Source organism: Curtobacterium luteum, assembly GCF_001475545.1.
In the GTDB taxonomy this organism is placed as follows: Bacteria; Actinomycetota; Actinomycetes; order Actinomycetales; family Microbacteriaceae; genus Curtobacterium; species Curtobacterium luteum_A.
This window is the reverse complement of sequence record NZ_LDQC01000110.1, coordinates 1-16963: the sequence shown is the minus strand read 5'-3', so window position 1 is coordinate 16963 and position 16963 is coordinate 1. Positions and strand designations below refer to the sequence as shown.

The window sequence follows — 16963 nt, the reverse complement described above, 5'->3', positions numbered from 1 at the left end:
GGCCGTGGGCGTCCAGTCGCGGGGGAGCAGGGGGAGCCACACGCGGAAGGTCGCGCCGCCGCCCTCGGTGTCGAACACCTCGACCGAGCCGTGGTGCGCCTGCACGATGCCCGACACGATCGCGAGCCCCAGGCCGGAACCGCCGGTGTCGCGCGCCCGGGAGGTGTCCGCACGCCAGAACCGCTGGAAGATCTTGTCGCGGAGCTGCGGCGGGATGCCCTCGCCGTGGTCGATGACGTCGATGTTCGCGAGCCCGCGCTCCTCGTCGACGCCGATGCCGATCTCGATGGGGTCGTCGGACGGCGTGAACCGCATCGCGTTGCCCATGAGGTTCGTCACGACCTGCCGGATCTTGTTCTCCTCCGCGAGGACGATCGGCGGACGCTTCGGCAGCACGACCGTGGGCAGCGGGGTCGTCTCGTCGGTCGGCGCGGCGTCGAGGCTCATCGCGCGGTTCCGCCGGGCACGGAGCCGGGCGATCGTCTGGCGGGAGAACGCGATCGGGCCGGTCGTGTTGGCGGACGCCGAGGTCGGGGACGCGGGGACCTCGCCGGTCTCGGACATCGGCGGACGGACGGCCTGCGGCACGCTCTCGCCGGTGACGCTGTCCTCGACGAGCACCTGGATCTCGCGGTCGGGGTTCGACGCCATGGTGTCGAGCGCCGAGTCGCGGGCGATCGACACGAGGTCGACCGGGCCGAGCTCGAGCGGCTTCGACTCGTCGATGCGGGCGAGCTGGAGCAGGTCCTGCACGAGGAGCCCCATGCGCTGGGCCTCCTTCTCGATGCGCTCCATCGCCTGGGCGACGTCCTCCTCCTTGCGGAGGGCGCCCATGCGGTACAGCTCGGCGTACCCGCGGAGCGAGACGAGCGGCGTCCGGAGTTCGTGGGAGGCGTCGCCGACGAACCGACGCATCTGGTCGATCGTGCGCTCCCGGTCCTCGAACGCGGTGTCGATGCGCTCGAGCATGGCGTTGAGGGAACGGTTGAGGCGTCCGACCTCGGTGTTCGGCGTGTCCGCCTCGAGCCGCTGGTTGAAGTCGCCCGCAGCGAACCGTGCAGCGGTGTCCTCGACGTCCCGCAAGGGGTCGAACGTGGCGGTCACGAGGAGCCTGGTCAGCATGGCCCCGAGGAGCATCACCGAGATGCCGAAGAACAGGAAGATGACGGTGAAGCGGAGGATCGTCTGGTCGTTGTCGGCGCTCGACACCGCGACGAGCACGTACCCGGTCTCGGTGGTGCCGTCGGACCGGTTCTGCAGGGCAGCGGGGATGACCTGCGCGCGCCACTCGTGGTCGTGCGCACTGTCGTAGAGCGAGAACCGCTGCGTGCTCTGCGAGGCCTGCGCGAAGTCCAGCATCCGGATGTCGGGCCGGCTGCTGGTCTTCGTCTGGCAGATCTGGTCGCCGTCGGCGTTGTAGGCGGCGACGTAGGCGCGCTGCGACAGCACGACCGACAGCTCGCAGTACTGCTTGCCGTCGCTGATGTTCTGGCCCTCGAGCTGCTCGGTCGTCTGCTTCACGGTGTCGTCGAGCTGGGTGAGCAGGTAGGTCGACAGCACGGTCATCGTGCCGAGTCCGGCGACGAGCAGTCCGAGCGCGACCAGGAGCACCGTGATCCCGGTGATCTTGGTGCGCAGGGAGATCCCGTCCCACCAGCGGCTCATTCGCGTGTGCATGCTGCCCCAACGATAGACAGCGGCCGCCCGGTGAAACCGGACGGCCGCCGTGAAGAACTGCGCCTAGGAGGCCTTCGCCGCCTTGAGCATGTAGCCGAAGCCACGCTTGGTCTGGATGACCGGCTCGGCCGAGTACTGGTCGAGCTTGCGGCGGAGGTACGAGATGTACGACTCCACGATGCCCGCGTCGCCGTTGAAGTCGTACTCCCACACGTGGTCGAGGATCTGCGCCTTCGAGAGCACGCGGTTCGGGTTGAGCATGAGGTAGCGGAGCAGCTTGAACTCGGTCGGGGACAGCTCGATCTGCGCGTCGCCGATGGTGACCTCGTGGGTGTCCTGGTCCATCGTGAGCTCACCCGCACGGATGATGGCGTCCTCTTCGTCGTTCATCGTGCGACGGAGGATGGCCTTGATGCGGGCGACGATCTCGTCGAGCGAGAACGGCTTGGTGACGTAGTCGTCGCCGCCGACGGTGAGGCCGGTGATCTTGTCCTCGGTGTCGTCCTTCGCGGTGAGGAAGAGGATCGGCGACGTGTAGCCCGAGGACCGCAGGCGCTTGGTGACGCCGAAGCCGTTCATGTCGGGGAGCATGACGTCGAGGATGATGAGGTCCGGCTCCTCCTCGAGCACGGCGGAGATGGCCTGCGCACCGTTGCCCACGGCACGCACGGCGAAACCGGCGAAGCGCAGGGAGGTCGTCAGCAGGTCGCGGATGTTCGGCTCGTCGTCGACGATCAGGATCTTGGGGCCATCGCTCATGACCCCATCTTCTGACCGTTCCTTGTGGCTTTCCTGAGAGCGATGCGTGCGTGAGCACGGGGCGGACTGGAGGCGCGGTGCGGGCTGGCGCCGCGCCTCCAGGCCGTCATCCGGTCGCCTGTCGCGACGTGGCCGCTAGGCGGCGGCCGCCACCTGGTCGGCGTCGAGGATCGTGTACGAGTACCCCTGCTCGGCGAGGAACCGCTGCCGGTTCTGCGCGAAGTCCTGGTCGACGGTGTCCCGCGTGACGAGCGTGTAGAACGACGCGGGCAGGCCGTCCTTGTTCGGGCGGAGGAGCCGTCCGAGGCGCTGTGCTTCCTCCTGCCGCGACCCGAACGAGCCGGACACCTGGATCGCCACGGTCGCGTCGGGGAGGTCCACCGAGAAGTTCGCGACCTTGGACACCACGAGCACGTCGATCGCGCCCGTCCGGAAGGCCTGGAACAGCCGTTCGCGCTCGTCGACGGGCGTCGCGCCGGTGATCTCGGCGGCGTCGAGGGACGCAGCCAGGCCGTCGAGCTGGTCGATGTACTGCCCGATGACGAGGATCTGCTCGCCACGGTGCTTCTCGATGAGCTCACGCACGACCGGGGTCTTGGCGGGTGTCGTCGCGGCGAGGCGGTAGCGCTCGTCGTCGCCGGACGCCGCGTACTCGAGCCGGTCGCCGTGGGGCAGGTCGATGCGGACCTCGTAGCAGGAGGCGGGGGAGATGTAGCCCTGTGCCTCGATCTCCTTCCACGGGGCGTCGTAGCGCTTCGGTCCGATGAGCGAGAACACGTCGCCCTCGCGGCCGTCCTCGCGCACGAGCGTCGCGGTGAGGCCGAGGCGTCGCCGCGCCTGCAGGTCGGCCGTGAGCTTGAACACCGGCGCCGGCAGGAGGTGGACCTCGTCGTAGACGATGAGCCCCCAGTCGAGCGCGTCGAGGAGTGACAGGTGCGTGTACTCGCCCTTCCGCCGGGCGGTGAGGATCTGGTACGTCGCGATCGTGACCGGTCGGATCTCCTTCACGGAGCCCGAGTACTCGCCGATCTCGTCCTCGGTCAGGCTGGTCCGCCGGAGCAGCTCGTCACGCCACTGCCGTGCGGAGACGGTGTTCGTCACGAGGATGAGCGTGGTCGCCTTGACGGTCGCCATCGCTCCGGCACCGACGAGCGTCTTGCCCGCACCGCAGGGGAGCACCACGACGCCGGAGCCCTGCGCGAAGAACGTGTCGACGGCCTGCTCCTGGTACGGCCGGAGGTGCCAGTCCGCGGTCGCGAGGTCGATCGCGTGCGGCTGCCCCGGCGTGTAGCCCGCGAGGTCCTCCGCCGGCCAGCCGAGCTTCACGAGCTCCTGCTTGACCTGACCCCGTGCCCACGGCTGGAGTTCGATCTCCTCCGGGGAGCGCTGGTCGCCGAGGAGCGGCTTGATCCGCTTGGAGCGGGTGACCTCGGCGAGGATCGTCGGGTCGGTGGCGGTGAGGAGCAGCATCGGCTGGCGCTCGAGCTCCTCGCCGGGGGAGTTCGCGATCGCGGGTGCGTCCGGCCGCTCCTCGCGCCGGATGACGAGCCGACCGTAGCGGGACACCGTGTCGCGGATGTCGACCGTGACGCTCTGCGGGACGGGGAACTTCGCGAACCGCTCGAGCGTGTCGATCATCGTCTCGGCATCGTGCCCGGCAGCCCGGGCGTTCCACAGACCGAGCCGCGTGATGCGGTAGGTGTGCACGTGCTCCGGGGCGCGTTCGAGCTCCGCGAACACCGCGAGTTCGTGGCGTGCGTCCTCGGCGTCGGGGTGTGCCACCTCGAGCAGCACCGTGCGGTCGCTCTGCACGATCAGCGGTCCGTTCATGACGGATCAGCCTAGGCGCTCCGCCTGCGCACGGGCCGGGGTGTGGATCAGGCGTCGCTCTCCACAGCCACGACGAGGGAGAGCGGCAGGGTGCGTTCGACGTCCACCGCCGTGTCCTTGCCGCGGACGCGACCGGCCGCGACCGAGGTCGGGACGATCGAGAACGGTCGCTCCGAGCCGTCCGGCATGCGCACCGTGAGCCGGATCGGCGTCCGTCCGCGCACCGCGAGGTCGATCTGCCGGCCGAGCCACTCCTGCTCGGGCTCGCCCTCCGCCCGTTCGGTCGTCAAGCGGAGCCGTTCCACGAGCGCGTGGGCCGCCTGCTGCGGGTCGCGTCCCGCTGCGCGGCGGACGGGAGGCGCGGCCTCCACGGTCGCCTGGGCTGCGGCCGTCAGCACGGCCGGGTACCGCGCGTCGCGCAGCGCGGTGTGCACGACCTGCGCCGGGTAGCGCGTGGTCAGCGTGGTGAGGTCCGGACGGTCCCACGACACCTGCCGGAGCTCGGCGTCCACACCGATCAGGTCGAGTTGGTCGGCCGTGCCCCGGACGACCGAGCCGACGCCGCCCGGACCGAGGTCGACCACGATGCTGCCGTCGCGCTCGGCGACCTGGTCGACGAGGTAGGCGAGCGGTTGCGGCACGCCCGACACCGAGAGCCGTTCGAACCGCCCGAGCACGGCGTCGCGGTCGAGTCCGGACCGGAACGCGCGGGCGAGCGACTCCTCCGACACCCGGTACCGCGCTGCGAGGCCCGGCGCCTCGAGCGTCGCGACGGCACGGAGTTCGGCGTCGTCCACCGGGGCGAGGGGTCCTGGCGCGATGACGGTGAGGTCGTGCTGGAGGTACACCCCGGGCACGGTGTCCGGGAGGTCCGCGGTGGCACGGTCGGCCGCGTCCGGGGCACCGGCGAGCAGGGCGGCGCCGGTGGTCGTGAGCGTGCCGTCGACCACGAGGCCGAGTGCGCTCCCCGTTCCCGCGACGGTGAGGAGTTCGGCGTCGAGCCACCGTGCACCGGCCGGGTAGGCCCAGCGACCGGTCGCGACGAGGTCGTGCCAATCGGCGCCCGCGAGGTCGAGCACCTCGCGCACGGCGGGGTCGAGCGTGTCCCGCCAGGCATCCGTGAGGCTGGTCCACCGCTCCGCCCACGGCGCGAGGAGCCAGGCGTCGCCGACGCCCGTGACGGTCCACGTGCCGTGGTCGAGCGACGCCAGGCCGGTCCGGCGCAGGAGCGTGAGGCGGTCGGGGACGACCTCGGGAGCCGTGCCCAACCGCTCGCCGAGCGTCCGGGCGAGCGGGGTGCCGATGCCGCCCTTCACGAGCTCGCGGACCTCGCCGGCGTCGACGGCCCGGAGCAGCTCGGCGAGCACGGTCATGGTGCCGAACGCGTGCTCGGCGCCCGTCGCCCGGGCCGTGTCGTCGTCGACGGGGGCCGTGTGGCGGGCCGGTGCCGGGCCTCCCGGCTGCTCCGCCGTGTCCACCAGGTCGGGGTGGGCGGCGAGGCGGGCGGACACCGCGTCGTCGACACCGCCGTCCGTGTCGGCGAGGCCGAGCGCGACCGCCGGCGCGAGCGCGTCCGTCTCGCCCCCGTCGCGGAGGGCGAGGAGCGCGGCGCGCGGCAGGTGCTCGATCGCGGCGTCCACCGCGTCGTCGGTGCGGAGTGCCTCGGCCAGGTCGAAGAAGTCCGAGATGTGCTGCGGACCGCTCTCGGCGAGCGAGGCCGCGGGCAGCCGGCGGGCGACGACGAGTCGCTCGAGGGCGTCGTCGGACATCGCCCGGAGTCGGGCAGCGAGGTCGGCGGTGGTCGTCATCGTCCGTCCGCTCGGTGCGGGGTCCGGGTCCTCAGCGAGACGCCCGGTTCTCGCGGGCCCGACGTGTCCAGACGACGCCGAGGAGCGCGAACAGCAGCACCATGCCGATCGGGAGCCCGACGAGCGGGATCGCCATGACGACCGGCCACGGCATCGACGCCCCGGCGCTCGGGACCGTCAGCCACATCACGATCACCGCGACCAGGCACAGGAAAGCGGCGATGAAGATCCCGCCGACCATGAACCCGAGGACGCGTTCGGTACGATTGAACGTCACCGAGGGCTCCGCTGCGTCGCGGGGGGTCCCGGTGGATCGGGTCGGCTTGGCCATCGACCCAGGATATCCGACGCACCACGGCCGTTCCACGACCACGAGGAGTCCACGCATGCCCACCGGCAAGGTCAAGTTCTACGACGACCAGAAGGGGTTCGGGTTCATCACCGGCGACGACGGCGACCAGGTCTTCCTGCACGCGTCCTCGCTGCCGGACGGCGTCACCACGGTGAAGGCCGGCTCGCGGCTCGAGTACGGCGTGGTCCAGGGCAAGAAGGGCTCGCAGGCACTGTCCGTGCGCTTCCTCGACCCGCAGCCGTCCCTCGCGAAGATGTCCCGCCGTTCGGCCGACGACATGGCGGTGATCGTCGAGGACCTCGTGAAGGAGCTCGACCGGATCAGCGGTGACCTCCGGCACGGCCGCTACCCCAAGAACGGCGAGCGCCTCGCCGCGATCCTCCGCCACGTCGCCGACCAGTTGGACGCCTGATGCCCACGCACGAGTACGAGCGCCTGGCGCGCACCGCCCTGCTCGAGGTCACGCCGGACTCGACCGTCGGCGCGTTCGTCGACGCCGTTGACGAGGGCGACGACGTCGTCTCGCTCCGCTTCGCGAACCGGATGCCCGGCTACCCCGGCTGGCGCTGGACGGTCTCGGTCGCGAAGATCGGCGACGACGAGCCGACCGTGCTCGAGGTCGAGCTCATGCCCGGCGACGGCGCGCTCGTCGCACCCGAGTGGGTGCCCTGGTCCGAGCGGCTCGCGGAGTACCGCGCCGCGCAGGAGGGCGAGGACGGGCACGACGACGAGTCGGACGACGACGAGTCGGACGACGACGACGATCCGGACGACGACGAAGATGCCGACTACGACGATCCGGACGACGACGAAGCCGACGACGACGAGTCGGACGATGACGACGACTTCGACGCCGACGAGGACGACCTGAGCGAGTCGGACGATGACGACCTCGACGGCGTGGACGTCGACGGGCTCGACGGCACCGCTGACACGGACGACGACGAGGACGACGAGGAGCCGGAGCCGGTCGCTCCGCCGCGGGCTCGCCGACGCCGCGCGCAGCGCGTCCGTCCGGTCGACCCGGACGACGACCTCGAGCTCGACCGCCTCGACGCGGGCGAGGTCGACCCGGACCACCACCGGTCCTGACGAGACGAGCGTCGTCCTCGACGCGACCGAGAACAGACGGGAGGCGCGGTGCCAGCTGGCACCGCGCCTCCCGTGTGTTGTCCGCGCGTCAGCGCGACAACTCGCCGACCACGTACTCGATCGCCTTCGTGAGCTGCGCGACGTCACTCGGCTCGATCGCCGTGAAGGTCGCGATGCGCAGCTGGTTCCGACCGAGCTTCCGGTAGGGCTCGGTGTCGACGATGCCGTTCGCACGGAGCGTCGCGGCCACGGCCTTGGCGTCGATCGCGTCGTCGAGGTCGATCGTGGCGACGACCTGCGACCGGTGCGACGGCTCGGACACGAACGGCGTCGCGAAGTCCACCGACGCCGCCCAGTCGTAGACCGTGCCCGAGGACTGCTTCGTCCGGGCGTCGGCCCAGGCGATGCCGCCCGACTCGTTCATCCAGCGGACCTGGTCGTCGAGGAGCAGCAGGGTCGCGAGTGCCGGGGTGTTGAGCGTCTGGTCGAGCCGGGAGTTGTCGACGGCGTTCTTGAGCGACAGGAACTCCGGGATGTACCGGTCGCTCGCCGCGATGCGCTCGACCCGCTCGATCGCGGCGGGGGAGAAGAGCGCGAGCCACAGCCCACCGTCGGACGCGAAGTTCTTCTGCGGTGCGAAGTAGTAGACGTCGGTCGCGGAGACGTCGAACGCGGCGCCACCGGCGGCGCTCGTCGCGTCCACCACGGTGAGCGCACCGGCGTCGCCCTCGGCGCGGACCACGGGGGCCATGACGCCGGTCGAGGTCTCGTTGTGCGGGTAGGCGTAGACGTCGACGCCCTCGACCGGTTCGAGTGCCGCGAGCGAGCCACCGGGGGCCTCGATGACGTGCGGTGCCTCGAGCCACGGAGCGGCGACGGCCTTGGCGAACTTCGACCCGAACTCGCCGAAGGAGAGGTTCTCGGCACGGCGCTCGACGAGCCCGAACGCGGCGGCGTCCCAGAACGCGGTCGAGCCGCCGTTGCCGAGCACGACCTCGTAGCCGTCGGGCACCTGGAACAGGTCCGCGATGCCCTGCCGGACGCTGCCGACGAGGTCCTTCACGGGCTTCTGCCGGTGGGAGGTGCCGAGGATCGTCGCCCCGCGCGTCACGAGGGACTCGAGCTGCGCGCCACGGATCTTGGACGGGCCGCAGCCGAAGCGTCCGTCGGTCGGGAGGAGGTCGGACGGGATGACGATGTCTGCCATGGAGCGATCCTACCGGCGCGGTATCCCAGGGCATTCCTTGACCCTTGCAAGTGTTGGTCCTTCGGTGTCACCACGAACAAGTAGGGTGGCTGCACCTGAGACAAGAGAGGCGGACCGTGACCGATCTCGTCGACACCACGGAGATGTACCTGCGCACCATCCTCGACCTCGAGGAAGAAGCGATCATCCCGCTGCGCGCCCGCATCTCGGAGCGCCTCGGTCACTCGGGTCCCACGGTCTCGCAGACCATCGCCCGCATGGAGCGCGACGGACTCGTCGTGGTGTCCGGCGACCGCCACCTCGAGCTCACGACCGAGGGGCGTTCCCGCGCGACCCACGTCATGCGCAAGCACCGCCTGGCCGAGCGGCTGCTCTCCGACGTCATCGGGCTCGATTGGGCCTTCGTCCACGACGAAGCCTGCCGCTGGGAGCACGTCATGAGCGAGCAGGTCGAGGTCCGGCTGCTCGAGATGCTCGGCAACCCGACGGAGTCGCCCTACGGCAACCCGATCCCCGGCCTCGCCGAGATCGGCGGGCCGGACGCCGGCGGGTTCCTCGACGGCGTGCAGAACATCGTCACCGCGACCGAGGGCACCGACGCCGTCGCCACCGGGACGATCCGCCGCCTGGGCGAGCCCGTGCAGTTCGAACCGGAGCTCCTGCACCAGCTCCGCACCGCCGGGGTCATGCCGGGTCGGGTCGCGAGTGTCCAGCGTGCCGGGGCGTACGTGGCGGTGCGCGTCGAGGGCGAGGACTCGGGCATCGAGCTCCCGAGCGAGGTCGCGCAGCACGTGTACATCGAACGCGGCGACGGCTGACGCTCACTCGCCTTTACCGTTCCGTTACAAATCGGCCGTTTCGTCTCGACAAGGTAACGACGGGCACGTACACTCGTGCGAGTCCCCGGGCCGACACCGAACCCGGGAACCCGTGGCAGGACGTCTCGAACCCGTCTCCTGCCTCGATCGGAGACGATGACGAACGGATGGGGTTCCACGCCCGGGTCAGACGAGTCCCCAGCTCGCCGCGATGACCCGGTCGTGGTGACGAGGCGCCGGAGATCCCACCCTTGACGCTGAACGGTTCCGCCGCGGACGACCAGACCGCGAACCCGACGAACACCGCCGACGCCCCGACGGCACTCCCCACCCGACGCACCGCCCGTGCTGCCGCCCCGCAGTCCGTGAAGACCGCGCCGCTCGCCGGCGGACGCCGTGCCGCACAGGCCGCCCAGCGTGCCGAACAGGCCAAGGCCAGCTCGTCCGCCCGCAAGCGCCGCTTCCTCGCGCCCCTCGTCCTGACGGTCGCCGCCGGCATGTTCGGCACGATGGCCGTCCCGGCAGCGTTCGCGTCCACCCAGCAGCCGTCTGATGCCGCCGCCGCTGCCCAGCGCCAGCTCCGCACCACCGGCGAGCAGAACTTCTCCGTCTCCGACGCGGTGGCCCTCGCCGGCACGAGCCGTGACGGCTACGGTGCGACGGCGCAGTCGACGCTCGACGCGGAGGCCGCGCAGAAGGCCGAGGCCAAGGCCGCCGCTGCTGCCGCGAAGCAGGCCGCCGCGACCGAGAAGGCGCGCGCGGCGACCGCCACGCAGTACGCCTCCTACTCCGGCCCGACCGCAGCCGACTACGTCGCGACCTCGAAGGCCGCGAACACCCCGTTCTCGCTGCCCGCCGTCGTCGCGACCGCGAAGCAGTACATCGGCACCCCGTACGTGTTCGGCGGCGCGGACCCGTCCGGCTTCGACTGCTCGGGCTACGTCATGTTCGTGTACGCGCAGTACGGCATCAACCTCGCGCACTCCGTGCCGCTGCAGGACCAGGCCGGCACCACGATCCCCGAGTCCGAGGCGCAGCCCGGCGACGTCGTCATCTTCAACAACGAGGCGCACGACGGCTTCTACATGGGCAACGGCATGATCATGGACGCGCCGAAGCCCGGCGGCGCCGTGTCGATCCGTCCGATCTGGACCAGCGACTACCACATCGTCCGCTTCGGGATCTGACGACCGCTGCCCGACCCCGGCGCTCCCGTGGAGCGCACACCGGCCGACGCCGGAGCGTCGAACCCGTGAACATCGCCGGAACCGGCCCGCACACCCTCGTGTCGGGCCGGTTTCCGACGTATCCTGACGCTGCACCGGCCCTTCGGCTGCGAGCAGGGAGACCTCATGTCCGCGTTCCGCACGACCCGCACCATGGGTCGGCGCGCGCACGTCGACATATGGTCGACCACCGCCTGCGTGCACGAGCACGCCCCGTCATGACGAGAGCACTGCCCATCCGGGTGGTGCTCTTCGTGGTTCCGGGGCCGTGCGCGCGAGCGACGGTCACCTGCGCGACGCCCTGGTCCGGCGCACCCGCACCGCCTGGAAGCCGTCCAGGCACGTCGGAAGGGAACCCATGCGCACTCTCGTCCTCAACGCCGGTTACGAGCCCCTCGCGGTGATCTCGTTCCGACGGGCCCTCGTGCTGGTCATGAACCAGAAGGCCGCCATCGTCGCCGCTGACCTCGAGCACCCGGTGACGGGGTCGACGTCGACCTACGATCGTCCGTCCGTCATCATCCTCACCCGGTACGTGCGCATCCCGCACTCCAGACTCGTGCCCGTCTCCCGTCGCGGCGTCCTCCGTCGCGACGGGAACCGCTGTGCGTACTGCGACCGGCACGCCACCACGATCGACCACGTCCAGCCGAAGTCCCGCGGCGGGCAGGACTCGTGGGAGAACCTCGTCGCCTGCTGCCTGACGTGCAACAACACCAAGGGCGACCGCACTCCGCAGGAGATGGGGTGGCGGCTGCGCTTCCGTCCGAGGGCACCGCACGGCGCCTCGTGGGTGGTGCGCGGCATCGAGCGTCCGCAGGCGGACTGGGACGAGTACCTGGTCGCCGCGTAACGGCGCTGCTGTCGCAGCCGACGGACGGGAGGCGCGGTGCCGGCTGGCCCCGCGCCTCCCGCCCGTGGTCTGGTCACTGCCGCTAGAGTGGTCGCGCCAGCCTCTGTAGCTCAATGGAAGAGCAGTTCCGTCCTAAGGAAACGGTTGGGGGTTCGAGTCCCTCCAGGGGCACCAAGCACCAAGCACCAAGCACCGAGCACCGAGCACCACCGTCAGGCGGCGGCGCGCTCGGCCTCGGGGCGGCGGCGCATCGCGGGGGAGCCGACCTCCGGCCCGCGGTACACCATGTCCATCGCCCCGATGCTCTCGCCCGGCGGGACGATCGCGTCGATCCGGTCGAGCACCTCGTCGGAGAGCACCACGTCAACACCCGCCAGGGTGTCCTCGAGCTGCTCCATCGTCCTGGGCCCGGCGATCGCCGACGTCACGGCCGGGTGTGCGATCGTGAACGCCATCGCGAGGTGTGTGAGCCGGATCCCGGTCTCGTCCGCGAGCGTGATGAGCTGCTCGATCGCGGCCAGTCGACGCTCGTCGCGGAAGTGCCGCATCCCGGTGCTCGCCCGGAACTCGTCGTTCGCCTGCCCCGCGCGGTACCGCCCGGTCAGCGAGCCGCCCGCGAGGGGGCTGTAGACGAGCGTCCCCATGCCGTACCGCTGGGCAACGGGCAAGACCTCGCGCTCGATCTCCCGGTCGAGGATCGAGTAGTTCGGCTGCTCGGTGCGGAACCGCTCGAACCCGCGACGCTCGGACACCCACTGCGCCTCGACGATCTCGGAGCCGCGCATCGACGAGCTGCCGATCGCGCGGACCTTGCCCTGCCGGACGAGGTCGGTGAGTGCGGAGAGGGTCTCGTCGATGTCGGTGTCCGGGTCCGGCCGGTGCAGCTGGTAGAGGTCGATGTGGTCGGTGCGGAGGTTCCGGAGCGACCGCTCGACGGCCTCGACGATCCACCGACGCGATGCTCCGCGGTGGTTGACGTCGTCGTCGACGGGCCCGTGGAACTTCGTCGCGAGGACGACCTGGTCGCGTCGGCCGGCGAGCGCCTCGCCGACGACCTCCTCCGAGTCGCCGTAGCGGTCGGCCGTGTCGATGAAGTTGATGCCGGCGTCGAGCGCCCGGTGGATGATCCGGATGCCCTCGCTGCGATCGGGGTTGCCGAACCGACCGAGCATCATCGCGCCGAGCGCGTAGGGCGTCACCTTGATGCCGGTGCGTCCGAGGGTGCGGTACTGCATGGTGGTCTCCTGTAGTCTCGTATCCGGAACAACGTTCCGCTGATCGACCCGACTATACGGAACAATGTTCCGCTTACGCAAGGGGTGTGCTGTGCCGACCGCCGAACCGCGTCGCCTACGGGCCGATGCCCGCCAGAACGTCGACGCGATCCTGCAGGCTGCCCGGACGGTGTTCGCCCGTTCCGGCGTGGACGCCCCCGTGCGCGAGGTCGCGACGGAAGCCGGCGTCGGCGTCGGCACGCTGTACCGGCACTTCCCACAGCGCGCGGACCTCGTCGCGGCGGTCTTCACCTCGGAGATCGACGACACCGCGGCGGAGGCCGACCGGCTGCGCGCCGAGTACCCGCCGGGGGAGGCCCTCGACCGCTGGGTCACCCGCTTCACGCGGTTCGTCGCGACGAAGCAGGGGCTCTCGGCGGCGCTGCACTCCGGTGACCCTGCGTTCGACGCGCTGCCGGGCTACTTCGTGGACCGCCTCGGGCACGTGGTGCGCCAGCTCCTCGACGCGGCGATCGCCACGGGGGAGGTCCGCACCGACGTCGACGCGGTGGAGCTCCTGCAGGCGATCGGCGACCTCAGTCACCGGGCACCCGCCGCTGACGGGGCACCGAACCCGATGGTGCGGGTGCTGCTCGACGGGTTGCGCGTCCGCGCAGACTGAGGGAGCGCGCAGCATCGCCCGTCCGACCGGACGCCCGTCCTAGTCTGTCGCGATGGGGAACAACGGACGCCGCCGCGGGGGCGCGATCGGACTCGTCGTGCTGGTCGGGTACCTGGTGCTGCGCTTCGGCCTGCTCGCGTACCGGGAGCACCAGGAGGGCATGTCGACCGAGGGCATCGTCCTCAGTCTCCTCGGGTTTGCGGCACTGGCCTTCGTGATCATCGAGGTGATCAACCTCGCGTACCACGCGCACACCCGGCGCCGGGAGCAGGCCCTCGCCGCCCGGCACCCGGGTGCCCACCTCGTTCCGGTGCGCGTCAGCCGTGACCTCGGCAAGCAGATCGACTGGGCGGCGGGCGCCCTCGGCCTGCCCCGGGAGTCGGTGCCCCGACGCGGCTACGGGACGCTCGTGGCCGACGGGAACGGCATCGGTCTCTACTCGGGTGGATCGACCCCGACGCTCCTCGTCGGCATCCCGCGCGCCGCGCTCGTCTCGGTGGCGAGCGGTGACGCGAAGGCGGTCGGTCGGTACGCCTTCGGACGGGTCGACGCGATCCGGGTCCTCGCGGGCGACCCGAACGCACCGGTGTGGATCGACGTCCCCGCCTACCGCGTGGTGTTCGGGTTCCCGAAGCACCTCCGTGGCGAGGAGCTCGACCAGCGCGTCCGCGAGGTGGCGTCAGCGGTCGGCGTCTCGGTCGCGACCCTCCCGCCGCTGCGCTGAGCGCACCGCCTGCACAGCGCGGACCGGGTGCAGTGCACCGACCCGCGCATCGGCGGGCTGCGCCTGGCTGGAGGCGGGATCCACCGGTCGGGAGGCGCGTGCCGGCGCCGCCACGAGCCTCCCGTCCGGGACGGAGACGCGGACGGATCACGACGTCACCCGAACGGGGGTATCGCCAGGGCGCGGGCGGTCCCTTGTAGGTTGTTCAGGGAACGCGGACCAACCATCCGCGTGCAGTCCTCAGCACGACGGCGAAGCCGTGCACACCCGAGGGGGATCAGGGATGGACCGGAACGACTCCGCGACCGCGTACGCCGAGCGGTCCTGCGTGAGCGCCGGCATCCCACCCCTCATCCACGGGGGTGACGCGATCCGCTGAAGCCCGTCCGCGCGCAGCTCGACGCGCACACGTGACTCCGAGACCGCCCCACCAGCGGTCTCGTCGGATCCCCGGACCAACCGATCGGGGATGGATCAGCGGCGGAGGGATCCGCCGGAGGAAGAGGCACAATGCCATCCACAGCAACACGCTTCGCGCTGCGCGCGGGCGCCACGGCCACCGTGGCCGCGGTCATCATCGGCGGTGCGGCGCTCCCCGCGAACGCGGCCGCCACCGACGTCACCCAGGCCGAGGGCCGCCTGCTCGCGGGCAGCGGCACCGTCGACCTCGACACGATCGCGGCGCTCGCCGGGTCGTACGGCGCAACCGCTCCCGGCGGTGCGGTCGACGGCGGGTCGAACCCGCTCGACCTCACCGTCCTGAACGGCATCGGCGTGAACGCGCCGAACGGCATCCAGCTCCTCGGGGCGAACGGTCTCGTCGACGTCGGCGTCGCGGGGCAGTACTCCTCGACCTCGACGACCTCGGCCGTGGCCGCGGCCGGAGCGGTGTCGGGCGACGGGGCGATCCAGGTCGGCGCTCCCGGCAGCGACGGCGCGCGCATCGACCTCCAGCCGCTGCTCGACGGACTCGACGTCGACGGGCTCATCAGCGACGCCTCGGTCGACCTCGGGGCGCTCTCCGCGCGAGCCGAGGCGACCCGCACCTTCGCCGGATCGGACGTCACCACCGACTACCAGGTGGCCAGCGCGGACGTGTCCGTCGTGAGCCCGGCGGTCGCGGCCCTGGTCGGCCAGCTGAACACCACGCTCGACGCCTCGAGCACCACGCTCGAGACCGCCTTGAACGCTGACGGTGTGGCGGCCGGCGTCACCGGTGCCGTCACGGACGACCTCGCCGACGCGCTCGGCATCGTCCCCGCGATCGTCGTCGGACCCACCACGGCGACCGTCACCGCCGACGTCGACCTCGGTCAGGCGGTCTCCTCGATCACCGAGACCCCGCTCACCTCGGGTGCGGTCACGATCGACCTGTCGACCGGTACGGTCTCGATCGACCTGGCCGACCTCTACACGCTCAACGAGCTCGCACCGAACACGCGCCTGCTCGCCAGCGACACGATCAACGCGCAGATCGAGGCGTCGATCGCCGACATCCTCGAGAACCAGGTCCCGGCGCTGCTGACCGACGCCCTCCAGGACGCCCTCGACGCAGCCACCGTCACGGTGGACGTCAGCACCGACGCCACGGTCGCACTCGCGGCGGCGGGGCTCGACATCACCGTCGACACGACCCTCGGCCAGGTGCTGGGCACCTCGACGACCGACCCCGAGGTCACCCTCACCGGTACCGGGGCGCTCGAGCTCCTCGACGACCTCGGTCTGACCGCCGGGCTGGAAGGCGTCGTCGACACGGCGCTGCTCCCCGCGCTGACCACCGCGGTCGGTGGCGTCGTCACCGAGGACTTCGTGTCCGACACGGTCGCCGCGCTGGTCGACACGCTCGAGGACGTCGTCACGGCGCTCGACCCGCTGCTCGACACGCTGAACCAGCTCGTGTCGATCACCGTCAACTCGCAGACCGCCCCGGCGTTCAGCGACCCGGACGGCGACGCCACCGGTGCCACCACGGTCCGGGCCGTCCGCATCGAGCTGCTCCCCGCGGCCGATGCGGCGACGGTGGACATCGCGACCGCGACCGTGCAGGCCGACGCCTTCGCCGGCATCGCCATCACTGACCCGGAGGACGGCACCGAGGTCACCGTCCCGACCGAGGACGACACGACCGACGTGCCGGTCAGCGGCACCGCGGAGCCGGGCTCGGACGTCGACGTCACGCTCGACGGCGACGAGGACGGCACGCAGTCCACGGTCACCGACGAGGACGGCACCTGGACCGTGACGTTCCCGGACGTCGCCGTCGGTGACCACGAGGCCGTCGCGGTCGAGACCATCGGCGGGCTCGTCAGTGACCCGGACTCGGTGACCTTCGCGGTGGCCGCTGCGCCGGTCGACCCGACGGACCCGACGGACCCGACCGACCCGGGCACCCCCGGTACCCCGGGCACCCCGGGAGCCCCCGGCGGTGACGGAACCGGCGCCGGTCCGGGTGTCGGTGGCGCAGGTGGTGGTGCTGGCGGCTCGCTCGCCTACACCGGTGCCGAGCTCCTGCCGATCATGCTGATCGCCGGTCTGCTCCTCGCAGCGGGCGGCGGCACGCTCCTCGCACGACGCCTCCGCCGCACGGCGTAGACGACGCGTGACCCGCGCGGGTGCCGGTCAGGGTGACCGGTACCCGCGCCCTCCCGGGAGGCGGCGCGTTCGGGTCGCGGCCTCCCACGCCGGTGCGGTGGTGATCGGGTCACCACCGCACCGGCGTGG

General features: G+C 71.4%; 15 protein-coding genes and 1 tRNA gene. 9 read left to right on the top strand and 7 right to left on the bottom strand.

The window, feature by feature from the left end:
* The 5 genes from NS184_RS15700 to NS184_RS15680 form a co-directional block, all read right to left on the bottom strand.
* On the bottom strand, nucleotides 1–1677 hold a 1677-nt coding region (locus NS184_RS15700; RefSeq protein WP_058727034.1), incomplete at its 3' end, for a sensor histidine kinase.
* A 63-nt stretch (nucleotides 1678–1740) separates the two neighbouring features.
* The gene (locus tag NS184_RS15695; protein ID WP_022903465.1) at nucleotides 1741–2436 is read right to left on the bottom strand and encodes a response regulator transcription factor; all 696 of its coding nucleotides are present in this window, start codon (nucleotides 2434–2436) and stop codon (nucleotides 1741–1743) included.
* A 135-nt stretch (nucleotides 2437–2571) separates the two neighbouring features.
* The gene (locus tag NS184_RS15690; RefSeq protein WP_058727033.1) at nucleotides 2572–4266 is read right to left on the bottom strand and encodes a DNA repair helicase XPB; all 1695 of its coding nucleotides are present in this window, start codon (nucleotides 4264–4266) and stop codon (nucleotides 2572–2574) included.
* 47 nt (nucleotides 4267–4313) lie between these two features.
* A complete protein-coding gene (locus NS184_RS15685) occupies nucleotides 4314–6074 on the bottom strand; it encodes a helicase-associated domain-containing protein (protein ID WP_058727032.1) in 1761 nt (586 codons plus the stop codon).
* Nucleotides 6075–6105: 31 nt separating this feature from the next.
* Nucleotides 6106–6405, bottom strand: a complete 300-nt coding sequence (locus NS184_RS15680) for a hypothetical protein (RefSeq protein ID WP_058727031.1) — start codon at nucleotides 6403–6405, stop codon at nucleotides 6106–6108.
* Nucleotides 6406–6460: 55 nt separating this feature from the next.
* Here NS184_RS15680 and NS184_RS15675 point away from each other — a divergent pair, with 55 nt between their 5' ends.
* Both NS184_RS15675 and NS184_RS15670 read left to right on the top strand, forming a co-directional pair.
* On the top strand, nucleotides 6461–6838 hold the full coding sequence (locus NS184_RS15675; RefSeq protein ID WP_058727030.1) for a cold-shock protein: 378 nt from the start codon (nucleotides 6461–6463) through the stop codon (nucleotides 6836–6838).
* Nucleotides 6838–7518 (top strand): DUF3027 domain-containing protein, encoded by a 681-nt coding sequence (locus tag NS184_RS15670; RefSeq protein ID WP_083513766.1) that lies wholly within the window; start codon nucleotides 6838–6840, stop codon nucleotides 7516–7518. The genes NS184_RS15675 and NS184_RS15670 overlap by 1 nt, the downstream gene beginning before the upstream one ends.
* Before the next feature lie 88 nt (nucleotides 7519–7606).
* Here NS184_RS15670 and serC read toward each other — a convergent pair whose 3' ends face one another.
* Nucleotides 7607–8725, bottom strand: coding sequence for a phosphoserine transaminase (serC, locus tag NS184_RS15665; RefSeq protein ID WP_058727029.1), 1119 nt, complete (start codon nucleotides 8723–8725; stop codon nucleotides 7607–7609).
* Between the two features lie 116 nt (nucleotides 8726–8841).
* Here serC and NS184_RS15660 point away from each other — a divergent pair, with 116 nt between their 5' ends.
* From NS184_RS15660 to NS184_RS15645, 4 genes are all read left to right on the top strand, one after another.
* Entirely contained in the window at nucleotides 8842–9543 is a 702-nt protein-coding gene (locus NS184_RS15660) for a metal-dependent transcriptional regulator (protein WP_058727028.1), read from the top strand.
* 251 nt (nucleotides 9544–9794) lie between these two features.
* Nucleotides 9795–10730, top strand: a complete 936-nt coding sequence (locus NS184_RS18920; protein ID WP_058727027.1) for a C40 family peptidase — start codon at nucleotides 9795–9797, stop codon at nucleotides 10728–10730.
* Between the two features lie 397 nt (nucleotides 10731–11127).
* Nucleotides 11128–11622, top strand: a complete 495-nt coding sequence (locus NS184_RS15650) for an HNH endonuclease (protein ID WP_058727026.1) — start codon at nucleotides 11128–11130, stop codon at nucleotides 11620–11622.
* A 99-nt stretch (nucleotides 11623–11721) separates the two neighbouring features.
* Nucleotides 11722–11796, top strand: a tRNA-Arg gene (locus NS184_RS15645).
* 38 nt (nucleotides 11797–11834) lie between these two features.
* On the opposite strand, the gene NS184_RS15640 is transcribed toward NS184_RS15645, so the two are convergent.
* Nucleotides 11835–12857 (bottom strand): aldo/keto reductase, encoded by a 1023-nt coding sequence (locus NS184_RS15640; protein WP_058727025.1) that lies wholly within the window; start codon nucleotides 12855–12857, stop codon nucleotides 11835–11837.
* Nucleotides 12858–12948: 91 nt separating this feature from the next.
* Between NS184_RS15640 and NS184_RS15635 the strand changes: the two genes are divergently transcribed.
* From NS184_RS15635 to NS184_RS15625, 3 genes are all read left to right on the top strand, one after another.
* Nucleotides 12949–13518, top strand: a complete 570-nt coding sequence (locus tag NS184_RS15635) for a TetR/AcrR family transcriptional regulator (RefSeq protein ID WP_242863089.1) — start codon at nucleotides 12949–12951, stop codon at nucleotides 13516–13518.
* A 52-nt stretch (nucleotides 13519–13570) separates the two neighbouring features.
* Nucleotides 13571–14242, top strand: coding sequence for a hypothetical protein (locus NS184_RS15630; protein WP_058727023.1), 672 nt, complete (start codon nucleotides 13571–13573; stop codon nucleotides 14240–14242).
* Between the two features lie 510 nt (nucleotides 14243–14752).
* On the top strand, nucleotides 14753–16834 hold the full coding sequence (locus tag NS184_RS15625; protein WP_058727022.1) for a choice-of-anchor G family protein: 2082 nt from the start codon (nucleotides 14753–14755) through the stop codon (nucleotides 16832–16834).
* Nucleotides 16835–16963: the final 129 nt, after the last annotated feature.